This is a genomic window from Agrobacterium sp. CNPSo 2736 (genome assembly GCF_004005385.1).
Lineage (GTDB): Bacteria > Pseudomonadota > Alphaproteobacteria > Rhizobiales > Rhizobiaceae > Agrobacterium > Agrobacterium leguminum.
In genome coordinates, this window is record NZ_RZTX01000001.1 from 677189 (window position 1) to 693934 (window position 16746).

General features: G+C 59.6%; 13 protein-coding genes. 10 read left to right on the forward strand and 3 right to left on the reverse strand.

The window, feature by feature from the left end; all coding sequences use genetic code 11:
* The first annotated feature begins 63 nt into the window (after window positions 1-63).
* From EM858_RS03105 to EM858_RS03150, 9 genes are all read left to right on the forward strand, one after another.
* Window positions 64-1008, forward strand: coding sequence for an ABC transporter permease (locus EM858_RS03105; protein ID WP_127755778.1), 945 nt, complete (start codon window positions 64-66; stop codon window positions 1006-1008).
* Window positions 1005-1823 carry an ABC transporter permease gene (locus tag EM858_RS03110; RefSeq protein WP_003524591.1) on the forward strand — a complete coding sequence of 273 codons (819 nt, stop codon included), beginning with the start codon at window positions 1005-1007 and terminating at the stop codon, window positions 1821-1823. Before EM858_RS03105 ends, EM858_RS03110 begins: the two co-directional genes overlap by 4 nt.
* Window positions 1820-3454: an ABC transporter ATP-binding protein gene (locus EM858_RS03115; RefSeq protein ID WP_127755779.1), complete on the forward strand. Its 1635-nt coding sequence runs from the start codon at window positions 1820-1822 to the stop codon at window positions 3452-3454. Before EM858_RS03110 ends, EM858_RS03115 begins: the two co-directional genes overlap by 4 nt.
* A gap of 13 nt (window positions 3455-3467) precedes the next feature.
* Window positions 3468-4304: a serine hydrolase gene (locus EM858_RS03120; protein WP_035221036.1), complete on the forward strand. Its 837-nt coding sequence runs from the start codon at window positions 3468-3470 to the stop codon at window positions 4302-4304.
* Between the two features lie 139 nt (window positions 4305-4443).
* Window positions 4444-5988, forward strand: a complete 1545-nt coding sequence (locus EM858_RS03125; protein ID WP_127755780.1) for an ABC transporter substrate-binding protein — start codon at window positions 4444-4446, stop codon at window positions 5986-5988.
* A 127-nt stretch (window positions 5989-6115) separates the two neighbouring features.
* The gene (locus EM858_RS03130) at window positions 6116-7558 is read left to right on the forward strand and encodes a M20 family metallopeptidase (protein ID WP_127755781.1); all 1443 of its coding nucleotides are present in this window, start codon (window positions 6116-6118) and stop codon (window positions 7556-7558) included.
* Between the two features lie 517 nt (window positions 7559-8075).
* Window positions 8076-9005, forward strand: coding sequence for a sugar ABC transporter substrate-binding protein (locus tag EM858_RS03140; protein ID WP_127755782.1), 930 nt, complete (start codon window positions 8076-8078; stop codon window positions 9003-9005).
* A 239-nt stretch (window positions 9006-9244) separates the two neighbouring features.
* Window positions 9245-10786, forward strand: coding sequence for a sugar ABC transporter ATP-binding protein (locus tag EM858_RS03145; RefSeq protein WP_127755783.1), 1542 nt, complete (start codon window positions 9245-9247; stop codon window positions 10784-10786).
* A 32-nt stretch (window positions 10787-10818) separates the two neighbouring features.
* Window positions 10819-11850 carry an ABC transporter permease gene (locus tag EM858_RS03150; RefSeq protein ID WP_127755784.1) on the forward strand — a complete coding sequence of 344 codons (1032 nt, stop codon included), beginning with the start codon at window positions 10819-10821 and terminating at the stop codon, window positions 11848-11850.
* Between the two features lie 82 nt (window positions 11851-11932).
* Here the strand turns inward: EM858_RS03150 and EM858_RS03155 are convergent, their stop codons facing one another.
* A complete protein-coding gene (locus EM858_RS03155; RefSeq protein WP_127755785.1) occupies window positions 11933-12688 on the reverse strand; it encodes a gamma-glutamyl-gamma-aminobutyrate hydrolase family protein in 756 nt (251 codons plus the stop codon).
* 304 nt (window positions 12689-12992) lie between these two features.
* On the opposite strand from EM858_RS03155, the gene EM858_RS03160 reads away from it, so the two are divergent.
* Entirely contained in the window at window positions 12993-14090 is a 1098-nt protein-coding gene (locus EM858_RS03160) for a TRAP transporter substrate-binding protein (RefSeq protein WP_003510333.1), read from the forward strand.
* Between the two features lie 384 nt (window positions 14091-14474).
* On the opposite strand, the gene EM858_RS03165 is transcribed toward EM858_RS03160, so the two are convergent.
* Together EM858_RS03165 and EM858_RS03170 are read right to left on the reverse strand one after the other, a co-directional pair.
* Window positions 14475-15944: a TRAP transporter large permease subunit gene (locus EM858_RS03165; protein ID WP_127755786.1), complete on the reverse strand. Its 1470-nt coding sequence runs from the start codon at window positions 15942-15944 to the stop codon at window positions 14475-14477.
* 32 nt (window positions 15945-15976) lie between these two features.
* Window positions 15977-16516 carry a TRAP transporter small permease subunit gene (locus EM858_RS03170; RefSeq protein ID WP_127755787.1) on the reverse strand — a complete coding sequence of 180 codons (540 nt, stop codon included), beginning with the start codon at window positions 16514-16516 and terminating at the stop codon, window positions 15977-15979.
* Between the last annotated feature and the right edge of the window lie 230 nt (window positions 16517-16746).

Consider the following 16746-nt stretch of genomic DNA (forward strand, 5'->3'; position numbering starts at 1 on the left):
GTCACCAGCAACGAAACCGATAGAGGCGGGATACCACTCCCTGCCATCAATCGTGGGGAACCGATGATAAGATTCATACTGAGCCGTCTTTTGATGGCGCTGCCGACGATCGCATTCGTGTCGATCACGGTCTTTGCGCTCATCCGCTTCATTCCGGGTGATCCGGCTGCCCTGATGCTGGGCGACATGGCGCAACCGGAACAGATCGAAGCCATGAGGTCCGAACTCGGCCTCGACAAGTCCATGCCGCAACAATTCGTCATCTGGGCCGGCAATGTGGTGCAGGGCGATTTCGGCCGCTCCATCGTTAATGACGAAGCGGTGTTGCCGCTGGTCGTCTCGCGCTTCCTCGTCAGCGCCGAGATCGTCGTGGTCGCGGTGCTTCTCGCCAGCCTGATTGCGGTTCCGGCCGGCGTGATCGCCGCCTGGAAACAGAACAGCCTGACCGATCTTGCGCTGGTGGGAACGGCAACCCTGCTCCTCTCCATCCCGACATTCTGGCTGGGCCTGCTGCTTCTGCTGTTTTTCGGCCTCAAGCTCGGCTGGCTGCCGGTGCTGGGATATGTGTCGATCAGCGATAATCTTGTCGGCGGCATGCTTTATCTCGTCCTGCCCGTCATGACGCTGGTGATCCACGAAATGGGCGTTCTGATCCGCATGGCGCGCGCCTCGACACTGGAAGTGCTGCGGCTGGATTACATCACCCATGCCCGTGCCAAGGGCCTTTCGGAAAGTGCTGTCCTCTGGCGGCACGCCTTCAAGAACGCCTTCGGCCCGACCTGGACGATGATCGGCCTCATCCTCGGCAATCTCCTCGGCGGCATCGCCGTCATCGAGACGGTGTTCACCATTCCCGGCCTCGGACGGCTGATGGTCGACAGTATTTTTGCCCGTGACTATCCGGTCATACAGGGCTGCCTGTTGTTCGTCTCGCTGTCCTATGTGCTGGTCAACCTGTTCGTCGACCTTCTTTATCCCCTCTTCGATCCGCGTGTGGTTGCCGAATGAAAAAGTTCACACTTAACGGGCTTATCGGCGGCTTTCTCATCGCCCTCCTGCTCATCACTGCCGCAACCGGTCTGTTCTGGACGCCCTATGACCCGATGAAGCTTGGCTTCGCCTCGCGTCTGGCCGGTCCAAGCGCCAGCCATCTCCTCGGCACCGACGAATTCGGTCGCGATGTTTTGAGCCGCCTGATGGTCGGCGCGCGCGCCAGCGTCTGGATCGGCTTCCTGACGGTCAGCTTCGCGACGATCTTCGGCACGCTGATCGGCCTTGTCAGCGGTTATGCGCGGGGCTGGGTGGATGGCGTCATCATGGCCATCAACAATGCGCTCTTGGCCTTCCCGGGCATTCTACTCGCGCTCGGCCTGCTCGCGGTTTTCGGCGCAAACCAGTATGGCATCATCTTCGCGCTCGGCATCGCCTATACGCCATCCATGGCCCGCGTGGTGCGCGGTGCCGTGCTTTCTCTGCGCGAGCGGGAATTCATCGAGGCGTCGCTGGTGATGGGCAATGGCGAGATCTACACCATGTTCCGCCACATCCTGCCCAATTGCATCGCGCCGATCACGGTTCTTGCCACCTCCATGTTCGGCTGGGCCATCCTGTCGGAAAGCGCGCTCTCCTTCCTCGGCCTTGGCGTGCCGCCGCCGGCGCCCACCTGGGGCAACATGCTGGCCGCCGGCCGTCCCTTCATCCAGCAGGCCGTTTGGCTCGGGCTTTTCCCCGGTCTCTGCATCGCGCTGACGCTGCTTGGCATCAATCTTCTGGGCGATGCCCTTCGCGACAGGCTTGACCCGCGCATGAGAGGTCTCAAATGACAGACAATACACTTCTCACCGTTCGCGGCCTTTCGCTCGAAGTCGCCAGAACCGGCCATCGGGTGGTCAAGGATGTCTCCTTCGATATTGCCGCGGGCGAAATCTTCGGCATCGTCGGCGAAAGCGGCTCGGGCAAGACGCTAGCAACCCGCGCGCTCATCTCGCTTCTGCCACCGGCCATCGCCGTCACCGGCGGGTCGATCATCTACAAGGGGCAGGATGTCATGTCCCTGCCGGTGAAGGATCTTCGGCGTCTGCGCGGCGCGGAGATCGGCGTGGTGTTTCAGGAGCCGATGACCTCCCTCAACCCATCGATGACGATTGGCCGGCAGCTGGAAGAGGGGCTGATCCTTCACACGAAGTTGTCGCCTGAAGAGCGCCGCGAGAAAATTCTCGACATGCTGCGCCGGGTCGGCATCCGCGATCCCGAAGGTGCGCTGACGGCCTATCCGCACGAGTTTTCCGGCGGCATGCGCCAGCGCATCATGCTGGCCTCGGTCATGCTGCTGAAACCCGCTTTGCTGATTGCCGATGAGCCGACGACGGCGCTCGACGCGGTCATCCAGCGCGATGTCATGGAACTGATGGTGGAGCTGACGCGGGCGGAAGGCACTGCCGTTCTCCTCATCAGCCACGATCTGCCGATGGTGGCACGTTATACCAGCCGCATCGTGGTGATGGAAAAAGGCACGATCGTCGAACAGGGCCGCACCGAGGACCTGCTGGACGCGCCGCAGCACCCCTATACGAAAAAGCTGCTTTCCTCCCTGCCATTCCGTGGCGAGCCGCGCAGCATCGACACGTCAAAGGCGCCAATGGTTTCTGCCCGCGATATCGTTGTGGATTATGCCGGCCGCAAATCCCTGCTGAAAAAAGCCAAACCGAAGCGGGCGCTGCATGGCGTCAGCATCGATATTCATGAGGGCGAAGTAGTGGCGCTCGTCGGCGGTTCCGGTTCCGGCAAAACGACGCTTGGCCGCACCATTGCCGGGCTCGTCAAGGAAAGCGAAGGGCATATCCGCTTTCAGGGCCGCGAGCGCAACGAGGACTGGAAGGATTATCGCCTGAATTGCCAGATGGTGTTTCAGGATCCCTATTCCTCGCTTGATCCGCGCATGACCATTCAGGCGCTGGTGGAAGAGGCATTGCGCCTCGTGCCTGACCTCGATCAGGCCGCCAAGCGCAAGCGGGCGCTGGAAACGCTGGAGGAAGTGGGGCTCGGCGCCGATTTTGCCGCCCGTTATCCGCATGAGCTTTCCGGTGGCCAGCGCCAGCGCGTGGCGATTGCCCGCGCCATTGCCCGCCGTCCGCGGTTCCTGATCGCCGACGAACCGGTCTCGGCACTCGACGTGACGGTGCGGGCGCAGGTGCTCGATCTCTTTTCCGATCTGCAGAAACGTTACGGCTTTTCCTGCCTGTTCATCAGCCACGATCTCGGTGTGGTGGAGCAGGTGGCCGACCGTGTCGTCGTCATGCAGGACGGCCGCATCATCGAAGAGGGTGACCGCGATACGATTTTCGACAGTCCGAAAGAGGCCTATACGCGCCGGCTGCTCTCGGCCATTCCCGCTCTCGACCAGAATGAAAAAGGCGGCGTGACACTGAAATGGCGTCTGGAAGATGAAGTTTAACAGGAAGATGACAATGACTGTGGCTGCCCAATTAAATGCGATCTGTGATGCACAGCCTTTCGTGACGCGCTTCATGGTGCGCAATCTCCTGACCGGTGAAGAGATCGGCCGGGGAGAAAACGAGGAGACGCCATCGGGCAGCACCCGCAAGACGTCGATCATGATGGCCGTTCTCAAGGCCGCCAGCGAAGGGCGGATCGATCTCGACCAGCCCGTTACCTATGAAAAACGGCTGGCGGAAGAGGTCGCGAGCGGCATGTTCCGTTATATGACGCCGGGTATCGTCATTTCGCTACGCGATGCCGTCGCCGGCATGATGGTGCTAAGCGACAATGTCTGCACCAAGATGGTGCTGGAACGGCTGACGCTGGAAGAGGTCGACGGCTATTGCAAGTCGCTCGGCATGGCCAATACCCACCACCGTTTCCTCATCCCGCCGCTGGCGCTGGCGGCCGACCATCCGTTGAAGACAGTTACGACCACCTCGGCGGCGGATCAGGTGCTTCTGCTTCAGACCATTCTCGATGCCCAGTCCTCGCCCGAAGCGCAGGCAAAGCTCGGTTGCAGCCCGCAATTGTGCGAGTGGGCGATGCAGACGCTGAAGAACCAGATTTTGCGGTATGGAATTCGCTCCCGCCTGCCTTTCGAGGCCGTGGTGGCCAGCAAGAGTGGCCGCGGCAAGCGTGGGCGCATGGATGCCGGCATCGTCTACAGAAACGGCGCACCGTCCTTCATCATCACCACCTATACCGATGAGGTGCCGCAAACCATGCCTGATGGCACGCCGGGCTATACCATCGCGCTCGAAACGATCGGCCGGCTGGCACAGGCCTGCTGGGACGGGTTTTAACCGAGCATTTCCAGTAAAAGTGCGTAGCGGTTTTACGTCCGGAAAATGCGTAAAAACAAAGAGATAGAGCACGTCTAAAACTTCCATTCAAACCGGACGTGCTCTAGTCACAATCAACGACAACAAAGAGGGTAGAACAGTGAAAAAACTTCTTCTCGCAGGCGTTGCCCTGCTGGTAACGGCCAACATCGCGGCGGCCCGCGACATCACCATTGCGCAAAGCTCGGATCTGCGCAGCAACAATCCCGGCGTGAACCGCGACGGCAATACGGACGGGGTTATCCTGCACATCGTCGAAGGCCTCGTCGGTTATAACAATGCCGGCGAGGTGAAGCCGCTTCTGGCCGAAAGCGTCGATGTTTCGGCTGACGGCCTGACCTATACGTTCAAGCTGCGCAAGGACGTGAAATTCCACAATGGTAAGCCGCTCACCGCAGAGGATGTTGCCTGGAACTGGACACGTTATCTGAAGCCGGAAACCAAATGGACCTGCCTCAACGATTTCGCGGAAGGCGGGGCAGCGCACGTCACCGGCGTCAAGGCCACGGATGCATTCACGGTCGAGATCACGCTTGAAAAACCTTCCGCCGTTTTCCTCGGCCTGATGTCGCGGCCGGAATGCGGTTATACCGGCATGATCTCGCCGGAATCGGTTGCTGCCGATGGCAGCTTCGTCAAGCCGATCGGCACCGGTCCGTTCCAGTGGGACGAGTGGAAGAAAGGCGAATATATCCGCCTCGCGAAATTTGCCGATTATGTTTCGCCGGCAAATGACGGCAAGCCTGATGGCATGGTCGGCTCCAAGCGTCCGCTTGCCGATGGCATCAAGTTCATGGTCATTCCAGATGCTTCGACGGTGAAAGCGGGCCTTGAATCCGGCGTGCTCGACACCGCCGAGATTTCTCCCGATCTCATCCCGGAATTCAAGACCAATGACAAGATGCAGCTCATCGTTGCCCGCAACAACGGCAAGAACCTGTTCTACATCCAGACCCGCGACAAGGTGCTGAGCAACCCCGGGGTGCGTCGGGCCATGGCGATGGCGCTCGATCTCGATGAACTGGTTGCCGCCGCATCGAACGGCACGGGTGAAGCCAACGGCTCGATGGTCTCGCAGGACTCGGTCTATTTCGACGAGACCCAGAAAAAGCGTCCGGCCTATGACATCGAGGCCGCGAAGAAAGAACTCGAGGCCGCCGGTTACAAGGGCGAGCCGATCTCCATCATCGCCAACAAGCGTGGCAACGTGCCGAGCTTCCCGGCCGCCGTCATGGCGCAGGCCATGATGCAGCAGGCGGGTCTCAACGTGCAGATCGAGGTGCTGGATTATGCAACGCAGGTGGATCGCCGCCGCTCCGGCAATTATCAGGTGATCTCGCAGTCGGTCGCCCCGCGCCTCGACCCGGCGCTGATGTATGCCTTCTATGTCGGCAACAAGGACAAGAACGCCTCGCTGATGTGGGACGATCCGAAGGCGATCGAGCTGATGAAGGCGGCCTATGTCGAGGCCGACCAGACGAAGCGCCAGAAGATTTTCGACGAGTTCCATGAGCTGATGCTGAAGGAAATGCCGGGCATCTTCCTCTACGACATGGTCGATGTCTGGGGTGCCACGAAGAAGCTCAAGGGCCAGCCGGTCTGGCAGTCGAACGCCCGCCTCTGGGAAGTCTCGGTCGACAACTGATCCACTGTTGCCCGCGCCGGAGGCGGACCCCGGCGCGGTCTTTCCATCATAGGGTGCAAGGATTTGGCGGAGCATCCGCCGAAGCGCTTGCGCGTGCCCGTAAAGGGCGGAAATGCGAGGACAAGCCATGAACCGTGATGCCGTGATGTCGATTGCCGCCGAAGTCGAGGCCATGAAGCCCGACTTCACCACCTTGAGCGACAGCATCTGGGATTTTGCCGAGCTTAAATTTGAAGAACGGCAATCCGCTGGCGTTCTCGCCGCCGCCCTTGAGGAAAACGGCTTTGCGGTTCGCCGCGGCGTGGCAGGCATGGAAACGGCGTTCATCGGCGAATTCGGCAGCGGCAAGCCGGTCATTGCCTTCCTCGGCGAATTCGATGCGCTGGCCGGCATGAGCCAGGTGGCCGATGTGGCGCAGGTGCAGCCGCGCGAGGCGAACGCCACCGGCCATGGCTGCGGCCATAACCTCCTCGGCGTCGGCTCGCTGATGGGGGCCATCGCGCTCGCCCGGCATCTGAAAGCCAATAATCTGCCCGGCACCGTGCGTTATTACGGTTGCCCCGGTGAGGAGGGCGGTTCCGGCAAGACCTTCATGGTGCGCGCCGGCCTGTTTGATGATGTCGACGCGGCGCTGACCTGGCATCCGGCCCCGTTCAACGGCGTGCGTTCCACCAATAATCTTGCCGTGCTGGAATATTTCTACCGTTTCAAGGGCGTTGCAGCCCACGCCTCCAACGCCGCCCATCTCGGCCGCTCGGCGCTTGATGCCGTCGAACTCATGAATGTCGGCGTCAATTTCCTGCGCGAACACATGCCGCAGGATTGCCGGGTGCATTATGCGATCACCGATACCGGCGGCAAGGCGGCGAATGTCGTGCAGGCCAAGGCCGAAGTGCTTTACCTGATCCGCGCCCCGGAAATGCGCCAGGCGCTCGATCTTGCTGCACGGGTGGACAAGGTGGCGCGCGGCGCGGCGATGATGACCGAGACCGATGTTGAGATCGTCTTCGATACCGCCTCCACCAACCTTCTGCCTAACATCACGCTGGAAACGGCGATGCATGAAAACATGGTGACGCTCGGCCCCATCGCCTTCGACGAAGCGGATATTGCCTTCGCAAAGAGCATTCAGGATACTTTCACCGACGAGGCGATCAAAAGCAGCATCAGGCTCTACCAGATAAAGGGTGATGTTTTTTCCAACCGGAAGATTGATGGTTCGACGCCCCTGCATCTCGGCCTGCGCGCTTTCGAGGGCGAGTCGCATTTCCGGGCGGGTTCCACCGATGTCGGCGACGTCAGCTGGATCACGCCGACGGCGCAGTGCTGGACGCCGGCCTGGGCGATCGGGACCAATCCGCATACCTGGCAGGTGGTAGCGCAGGGCAAAAGCCCCGCCGCTCACAAGGCCATGGCGCATGCCGCCAAGACGCTTGCATCGACCGGGCTTGCGCTGATGACCTCGCCGGAACTGCTCGCCAATGCCAAAAGGGAATGGCAGGAAAAGACCGAGGGCAGCAAATATGTCTGCCCGATTCCCGCCGATGTCATGCCCGGTTCCCATCGATAGAACGTGGCGCACCAACACGCCCATTCTGCTGAACCCGTTCCCTATTGCGTATTTTCGCCGGTGGAATGGTTCCTCACATGGGCGCGGTAAGCGAAAAGATGTGGCCCGCCGGTGGCCTTGCCAATGGCAGGGTCTGCGGGTCCGGCATTGGAAACGGACCTTCCGCCATATTCTTCGTGACCCTCGGTTTCGACCCCGAGGATCCATGATTTCAACGGCTTATCGATCTTCGCCGGATGGGTGGGGGCAACGTTGAAAAAGCTTCGGCGCGGTTCCCGGCAATCCGTCCCGGAACTCCTTCCTCCTGAAATCCTCCCTAATCACCGCCTTGTGTGCGGCTTCACCGCCCTGCCGCGAAGAAAGCATTGACGTTCGGGCCAAAAATGGAATAAATATATCGAACAGTCGGAAAATCGGTTTCATTATTCCGTTTTCTGGTTGTGAGGAGGTAGCGGCGGGCTTTCGGGTTCGCCTCCGGCTGGGAGAGGTGGCGCCGGACACCGAGGAGGAGAAAACAATGAAGAAATTTATCATCGGCGCAGCCATGTCTGTGCTTCTGAGCACGGCGGCGCATGCGGAAACTGTAGGCGTCTCGATGGCGCTGTTCGACGACAACTTCCTGACCGTGCTGCGCAACGGCATGCAGGATTATTCCAAGGAACTGAAGGGCGTGACCCTGCAGGTCGAGGACGCCCAGAACGACGTTGCCAAGCAGCAGAGCCAGATTCAGAATTTCATCGCGTCCAAGGTCGACGCGATCATCGTCAACCCGGTTGATACGGATGCGACGGCGGCCATGTCGAAGCTCGCTGCAGACGCCAAGATTCCGCTGGTTTACGTCAACCGCCAGCCGGTGAACGTCGATAGCCTGCCGGACGGCCAGGCATTCGTCGCCTCCGACGAGACGGTGGCCGGCACGCTTGAAGCGAAAGAAGTTTGCCGCCTTCTCGGTGGCAAGGGCAATGCGGTCATCATGATGGGTGAGCTTTCCAACCAGGCGGCACGCATGCGCACGCAGTCTGCCAAGGACGTTCTGAAGACCGACGAATGCAAGGGTATTTCGGTTGTTGAAGAGCAGACCGCGAACTGGCAGCGCACGCAGGGTTCCGACCTCGTCACCAACTGGCTCTCCAGCGGCATCGAATTCAATGCCGTCATCGCCAACAACGATGAAATGGCGATTGGCGCGATCCAGGCCCTGAAGGCCGCAGGCAAGGACATGAAGAGCTATGTCGTCGCCGGCGTTGACGCCACGCAGGACGCCCTTGCCGCGATGCAGGCGGGCGATCTGGATGTAACCGTGTTCCAGGATGCGGCAGGGCAGGGCAAGGGCGCTCTCGATGCCGCGCTGAAGCTCGTCAAGGGCGACAAGGTGGAGAAGAAGGTCTACATTCCTTTCCAGCTCGTCACGCCTGAAAACGTCAAGGACTACGTGGCCAAGAACTAACGGCCGCCTTCCGGCATCTGCGCCCGTTCAGATCGATATTGGAGGCAGATGCCGGTTTCCGACGGCGCCGAAGACAAGCTTCGGTGCGCGAGCGGAGTGCGATTGAATTTCAGTGAATTCAAAGTGTTGCAGCGCCTTTCATGTCGTGATCGACCTGGCGCTGCAAGCCTCCCCGGAGGCAAGGTGCGCCGTTTGGCGAAGCCTGTTTCCGGTCATTTTTGTCTATTGTGGAGGATGAGATGGTCGTCAGTCCATCGACAATGGCCGCCGTGCGCGCCAGCGGAGCCGTGCCGAATGCGGAGTATCTTCTCGCGGCGGAAGGCATACGCAAGGAATTTCCCGGCGTCGTGGCGCTTGATGATGTGCAGTTCAAGCTGAAGCGCGGCACCGTGCATGCGCTGATGGGCGAGAATGGCGCCGGAAAATCGACGCTGATGAAGATACTGGCCGGCATCTACCAGCCGGACAGTGGCGAAATTCGCCTCAAAGGCGCCGACATACGTCTCGATTCCCCGCTCGATGCGCTGGAAAACGGCATTGCCATGATCCATCAGGAACTGAACCTGATGGCCTATATGACGGTGGCGGAAAACATCTGGATACGACGCGAGCCGAAGAACCGGCTGGGCCTCATCGACCATGGCGAAATGTATCTCCGCACCGAAACGCTGCTGGAAAGGCTCGGTATCGATCTCGACCCGGAAACCCGCGTCGGCGAGCTTTCGGTGGCAAGTCGCCAGATGGTCGAGATCGCCAAGGCGGTTTCCTATGATTCCGACGTTCTCATCATGGACGAGCCGACATCCGCGTTGACGGAGCGCGAGGTCGAGCATCTCTTCCGCATCATCCGCGATCTCCGGGAACGCGGTATCGGTATCGTCTACATCACCCACAAGATGAACGAGCTGTTCGAGATCGCCGATGAATTTTCGGTTTTCCGCGACGGCAAATATATCGGCACCCACGCCTCGACCGATGTAACGCGTGACGACATCATCCGTATGATGGTGGGCCGTGAAATCACCCAGATGTTCCCGAAGGAAGAGGTTCCGATCGGCGATGTGGTGCTTTCGGTCAAGAATCTCACGCTCGACGGCGTTTTCCATGACATTTCCTTCGAGGTGCGCGCCGGTGAAATTCTCGGCGTTGCCGGCCTTGTCGGATCGGGCCGTTCCAATGTGGCGGAAACGGTGTTCGGTGTAACGCCCGCATCCTCGGGCACGATTGCAATCGACGGCAAACAGGTTTCGATCGACAGCCCGACGAAGGCCATCAGTCACCGCATGGCGTTCCTCACGGAGGATCGCAAGGACACGGGATGCCTGCTGATCCTGAATATTCTGGAGAACATGCAGATCGCCGTCCTGCAGGACAAATATGTAGCCAATGGCTTCGTGCAGGAAAATGCGCTGTCGGATGCCTGCGAGGAGATGTGCCGCAAGCTCCGGGTCAAGACGCCGCATCTTTACGAGCGCATCGAGAACCTGTCTGGCGGCAACCAGCAAAAGGTGCTGATCGGCCGCTGGATGCTGACCAAGCCGCGTATTCTCATTCTGGATGAGCCGACACGCGGCATCGATGTCGGGGCCAAGGCGGAAATTCACAAGCTGGTTTGCGAGATGGCGCGCCAGGGCGTCGCCGTCATCATGATTTCCTCCGAAATGCCGGAGGTTCTGGGTATGAGCGACCGTGTCATGGTCATGCATGAAGGTCGGGTGACGGGCTTCCTCGATAGAAGTGAAGCCACGCAGGTTAAAGTGATGGATCTCGCATCGCGGTGAGGCGCGCCGGGATTTCTCGAGGAGGAATGACTATGAATACGAACGCCGCCGCCAACACAGAGTTGGACGCAAAATCCGGACGCAAGCCGCAGCGGCGCATCCCGCCGGAGGCCAATATCTTTTTCGTGCTGATCGGCATCGCGCTGGTTTATGAAATTCTCGGCTGGATTTTCATCGGCCAGAGCTTCCTGATGAACCAGCAGCGCCTGACGATCATGATCCTGCAGGTTTCCGTCATCGGCATCATCGCTGTCGGCGTGACGCAGGTCATCATCACCGGCGGTATCGATCTCTCTTCCGGTTCCGTCGTCGGCCTGACGGCGATGCTGTCCGCCAGCGTGGCGCAATCGTCCACATGGCCGCGGGCGCTTTATCCGGGGTTGACCGATCTGCCCTTCTTCATCCCGCTGGCCGTCGGCATATTGGCTGGCGCCCTTGCGGGCTTCATCAACGGGCAACTCATCGCCCGCACCAAAATTCCGCCCTTCATCGCAACGCTTGGCATGATGGTGACGGCGCGTGGTCTTTCCAAGTGGTATACGAAGGGTCAGCCGATCTCCGGCCTGACGGACGGTTTCAACTTCATCGGCACGGGCATCTGGCCGGTCGTGGTGTTCCTCGTCGTTGCCGTCATCTTCCACGTGGCGCTGCGTTATACCCGCTACGGCAAGTTCACCTACGCCATCGGCGCCAACCAGCAGGCGGCACGCGTGTCCGGTATCAATATCGAGGCGCATCTGATCAAGGTCTATGCCATCGCTGGCCTGCTCGCCGGTCTGGCCGGTGTTGTCACCGCCGCCCGCGCCCAGACGGCCCAGGCCGGCATGGGTGTGATGTATGAACTCGACGCCATTGCCGCAGCCGTCATCGGCGGCACGTCGCTTGCCGGCGGTGCCGGCCGCATCACTGGAACGGTGATCGGCACCATCATCCTCGGCGTGATGACGTCGGGCTTCACCTTCCTCCGGGTGGACGCCTATTACCAGGAAATCGTCAAGGGCCTGATCATCGTGGCCGCGGTCGTTGCCGACGTCTACCGACAGAAGAAACGCGCAAAGCGCTAAATCCTCCTCCCAGACTTGGGGCAGGCCTTCAGGCTTGCCCCTTTTTTGTGTTCCTGTGAGCCGAGGGGGGATCAGCTAAGGTTCATGCCTTGCTGTTCCGATAGTCGTGGACGGCCTTGCCGAAGGCCTCGAACAGTGCCCGGGAGGGCGCGTCCGTCTCAGCCCAATATTCCGGATGCCATTGCACACCGACGGCAAATCCCTTGGCGTCGATGACAGAAACGGCCTCGATAGTGTCGTCCGCCGCCGTCGCCTCCACCTGCAGGCGTGGAGCGGTTTCGGCGATTGCCTGCCGGTGCAGCGAATTGATCTGGATTTCGCCCGACATGCCGAGATGCTGCGCGATGCAGGAGCCTTCGCGCACATGCACCGGCTGGCGAATGGCGAAGGACACGTCGCGGTCGTCATGTTCCGGCTTGCGATGGTCCCATATGCCGGGCTGCTCCTGAATTTCGGACGCAAGCGTGCCGCCCAGCGCGACGTTCAGCTCCTGAATGCCGCGGCAGATGGCCAGCATCGGGATGCCGCGTTCGATGGCGCGGCGGATGAGCGGCAGGCTGGTGGCGTCGCGGGCCTGATCGAACGGGCCGTCACTTTCCTGCGCCTCTTTTCCGTAAAGGGCAGGATGCACATTGGTGGCGGAGCCGGACACGAGCAGACCGTCCACCCGGTCGAGAATGGCGTCTACCTCGTTCCCGTCCTCGAAGGCCGGAACGATGAAGGACATGACACCAGCCACTTTCAGCGCGGCGGAAACATATTGGTTTTGCGCCGCGTGCCAGTCGGCACCGGTGAAATGCCGGATGTCGGCAGGGACGGCGATAATGGGTTTTGGCATGGTGGCTCCGGGACGAATCTTCGAAATTTGTGCGACTGCCGGCTGGCCAAGTCAAGCACGCGTTTTGCGTTCTGACGATCGTTTATGCACCTAAAGTATAAGGCGATGCCGGTATATTTCAGTTGAAAATAAAATACGAAGCAGAGTTTCCAAAAATTCCCGAAAAGGCCGGTTTTTCCGCGATTAATTCTTGGTGCGGGTGCTTGTCAGCCGGGCCGTAACCGTGCTTACTTTGCTGCGATGCCTGAACAGCAACGAGGGGAATTCAAAGCTGCGGGCAGCGTTCATATCTGGGAGGATATAGATGGATCGCCGTTCCTTTATGAAAAAAGGTGCGCTTGCGGGAGCTGCCACGGCAGCGCTGGCCGCGCCCGCCATTGCACAGCAGAATACCAAGATCAACTGGCGCCTGACGTCGTCGTTTCCGAAATCGCTCGACACGATCTATGGCGGCGCGGAAGATATTGCCAAGCATGTCGCCGCCGCAACCGACGGCAATTTCACCATCCAGCCTTTCGCCGCCGGTGAAATCGTGCCCGGCCTGCAGGCAGCCGATGCCGTATCGTCCGGCACGGTGGAAATGTGCCACACCTGCTCCTATTATTACGTCGGCAAGGATCCGACCTTCGCCATCGGCACGGCAATACCTTTCGGCCTCAATGCCCGCCTGACCAATTCATGGTTCTATGAAGGCAACGGCAACAAGCTGCTCAACGAGTTTTACGCCAAGCACAATCTCTACGGCATGATTTCGGGTAATACCGGCGCGCAGATGGGCGGCTGGTTCCGCAAGGAAATCAACACCGTTGACGATTTCAAGGGCGTGAAGATGCGCATCGCTGGTCTTGCCGGCAAGGTGGTGGAAAAGCTCGGCGTGGTGCCGCAGCAGATCGCCGGCGGCGATATCTATCCGGCGCTGGAAAAAGGCACCATCGACGCGGCGGAATGGGTCGGCCCTTATGACGACCACAAGCTCGGTTTCCAGAAGGTGGCGAAATATTACTATTATCCCGCTTTCTGGGAAGGTGGCCCGGTCATCCATTCCTTCGTTAATCTGGACAAGTGGAACAGCCTGCCGAAAAACTACCAGACGGCGCTGCAGGACGCCTGCGCCTTCGCCAACACCAGCATGATGGCGAAATACGACGCGAAAAACCCGATCGCCATCAAGCAGCTCGTCTCTGAAGGTGCGGTGCTCAGGCCGTTCAGCCAGGAAATCCTCGAGGCCTGCTACAAGGCTGCGCTGGAGGTCTATGCCAATATTTCCGCCTCCAATCCGGACTTCAAGAAGATTTACGAAGATCAGGTCGCCTTCAAGCGCGAAGGTTATCTGTGGATGCAGCTTGCGGAATACACGTTCGATACTTTCATGATGATCCAGCAGCGTAACGGCAAGCTCTGATTATTCGGTGACGGCGGACCGAGCAAAGGCCCTGGGGATTTCGGTCTCCGGGGTTTTTGTTGCGCGCGCATGCCTTCACGCATCCGACAACAAAGGATGATTTACGATCAATTCCGTTGTGGGCAAAAGCAGCAGGCTCCGGGGCCAGCCGGAGTGTCGGCGAGGATTGGCCACGCCGACCTCGGCAAAGGCCTTGCTCTCAACTGTGGAGGTGATGCGATGTGGAAAACGCTGAGCATTGCATTCGTCATTAGAAAAAACCGGACAGGCTGGTCAGTGACTGTCCGGTTCCATTTCTAAAGAGAATAAACGGAAGGCAGGGGCGCAACCCTGTCTTCCACTCCGCGATCATAAGCGTTTCGCCCAGTCCTTACAAGACGCCGATCAAGGCCCGATCTTCGGTGGCTCGCCAAGATTCGGCATGCCCGGCAATCCACCCGGCTGGCTGAAATTGGGCATGGTGTTGCCGCTCTGATTGCCGAAGGCGGGCACTTCGATCTTGATGGAATTCAGATCGACCTCGGGCGCCTTGTCCAGCCAGTAGGTGACGGATTCCGGCCAGAAGATCACGATGGCGACGAGGATGAGCTGCATGCCGAGCCATGGGATGGCGCCCATATAGATATCCGATGTCTTGACCGTGCGCGGCGCGATGGAGCGCAGGTAGAACAGCGCAAATCCGAAGGGCGGATGCATGAAGCTCGTCTGCATGTTGATGCAGATCAGAACGCCGAACCAGATCAGGTCGATGCCGAGCGACTGGGCGATCGGTGCCAGCATCGGGATGACGATGAAGGCGATTTCGAAGAAATCGAGGAAGAAGGCGAGGAAGAAGATGAAGATGTTGACGAAGATCAGGAAGCCGATGGGGCCGCCCGGAATGCCCGACAGCATATGCTCGATCCAGAGCGATCCATCCATGCCCTGAAAGACGAGGGAGAAGCAGGTGGCGCCGACGAGAATGAACACCACCATGGAGGTGATATGCATGGTGGAATGCATGCCCTGCTTGATGAGGTCCCAGGTGAGGCGGCGGTGTGCGGCGGCCAGCGCCATGGCGCCCACGACCCCGAGCGCACCGGCTTCGGTGGGCGTTGCTAGGCCGAGGAAGATGGTGCCGAGCACGAGGAAGATCAGCACGATGGAGGGGATCATGCCTGCCAGCACGCGGAACACCAGCGCCCGGTTGAGTTCTCCTCGCGCTTCCGGCGGCAGCGCCGGCAGGTCCTTCGGCCGCACGACCGACATGAACAGGATGAAGAGCATGAAGATGGCGACCTGAAGGATCGAGGGGCCGATGGCGCCCAGATACATGTCGCCCACGGATTTGCCGAGCTGGTCGGCAAGCACGATCAACACCAGCGAAGGCGGGATAACCTGCGTGATCGTTCCCGATGCGGCGATGACGCCGGTGGCAAGTCTCGGGTTGTAGCCATATTTCAGCATGATCGGCAGCGAGATGACGCCCATGGTGATGACCGAGGCGGCAACCGTGCCGGTAATCGCGCCAAGGATCGCGCCGACGATGATGACGGCGTAAGCGAGGCCGCCGGGAATGGCGCCGAACAGCTTGCCTGTCCCTTCAAGCAGATCCTCCGCAAGCCCGCATCGCTCGAGGATCGCACCCATGAAGGTGAAGAAGGGGATGGCCAGCAGAAGGTCATTCGAGACGATGCCGAAGATGCGCAGCGGCAGGGCCTGAAGAAAGGCCGGTGAAAAATGCTCCGTGAAGATGCCGATGACGCCGAAAACAAGACCGACGGTGGCGAGCGAGAAAGCAACCGGAAATCCGTAAAGCATGAAGATGATCATGCCGAGGAACATCAGTGGCGGAAGAATACCATATTCGAACATGGGAAATATCCTGAAGGTTCAGATCGGTGCGATCATTGCAGCGGTTTTTCGTACTTCGTATCGAGCGCATAAAGCCCGTTAAGGGCGCCTATGCGCTTGATGAGTTCGGAAAAACCCTGAAGAACCAGAAGGGCGAAACCGGAAAAGATGATGAATTTCACCGGCCAGCGGATGAGGCCGCCTGCATTGGAGGACATTTCGCTCTGATGCCAGGATAGCGTGAACATGGGCCAGGAAAGCCAGGCGAGGTAAAAGCAGCCGGGCAGCAGGAACAGCACGATGCCGATAATGTCCACCCAGATGCGGCTGCGTGCTGAGATCGAGCCGTAGATGATGTCGACGCGCACATGTTCATTCATGCGCAGCGTGTAGGATGCGCCGATCAGCACGATGAAAGCGAACATGTACCACTGGATTTCCAGCCAGCCGTTTGAACTGTAGTTCAGTGCGTAACGGACCATGGCATTGCCGGCGCTGACGAGGCAGCAGATGAGCACGAGATAACCGGCAACCTTGCCCAGAGCCTCGCTTGCAAGGTCTATCAGCGCACTTAGTTTTAAAAGCGATTTCATAACTTTCCCCTCTTCCCTTTTCGGGCCCTTTGCGGGTTTATGGCGGAGAGCAAAGCCCGGCGCCCCTGCTGCGGCCACGCCTCCACGTGCTTCCGCTGTCACAGGTTCCAGAGTTCCTCCCCACAGAATCCCGTGTATGGTCAGGCGGTTCGAAAAGCAACCAAAACCACCATGAAACAGCTTGGCGGACCGCCCTTTTCAACCGTTTGCGAAAGAATGTTGCCCTATGA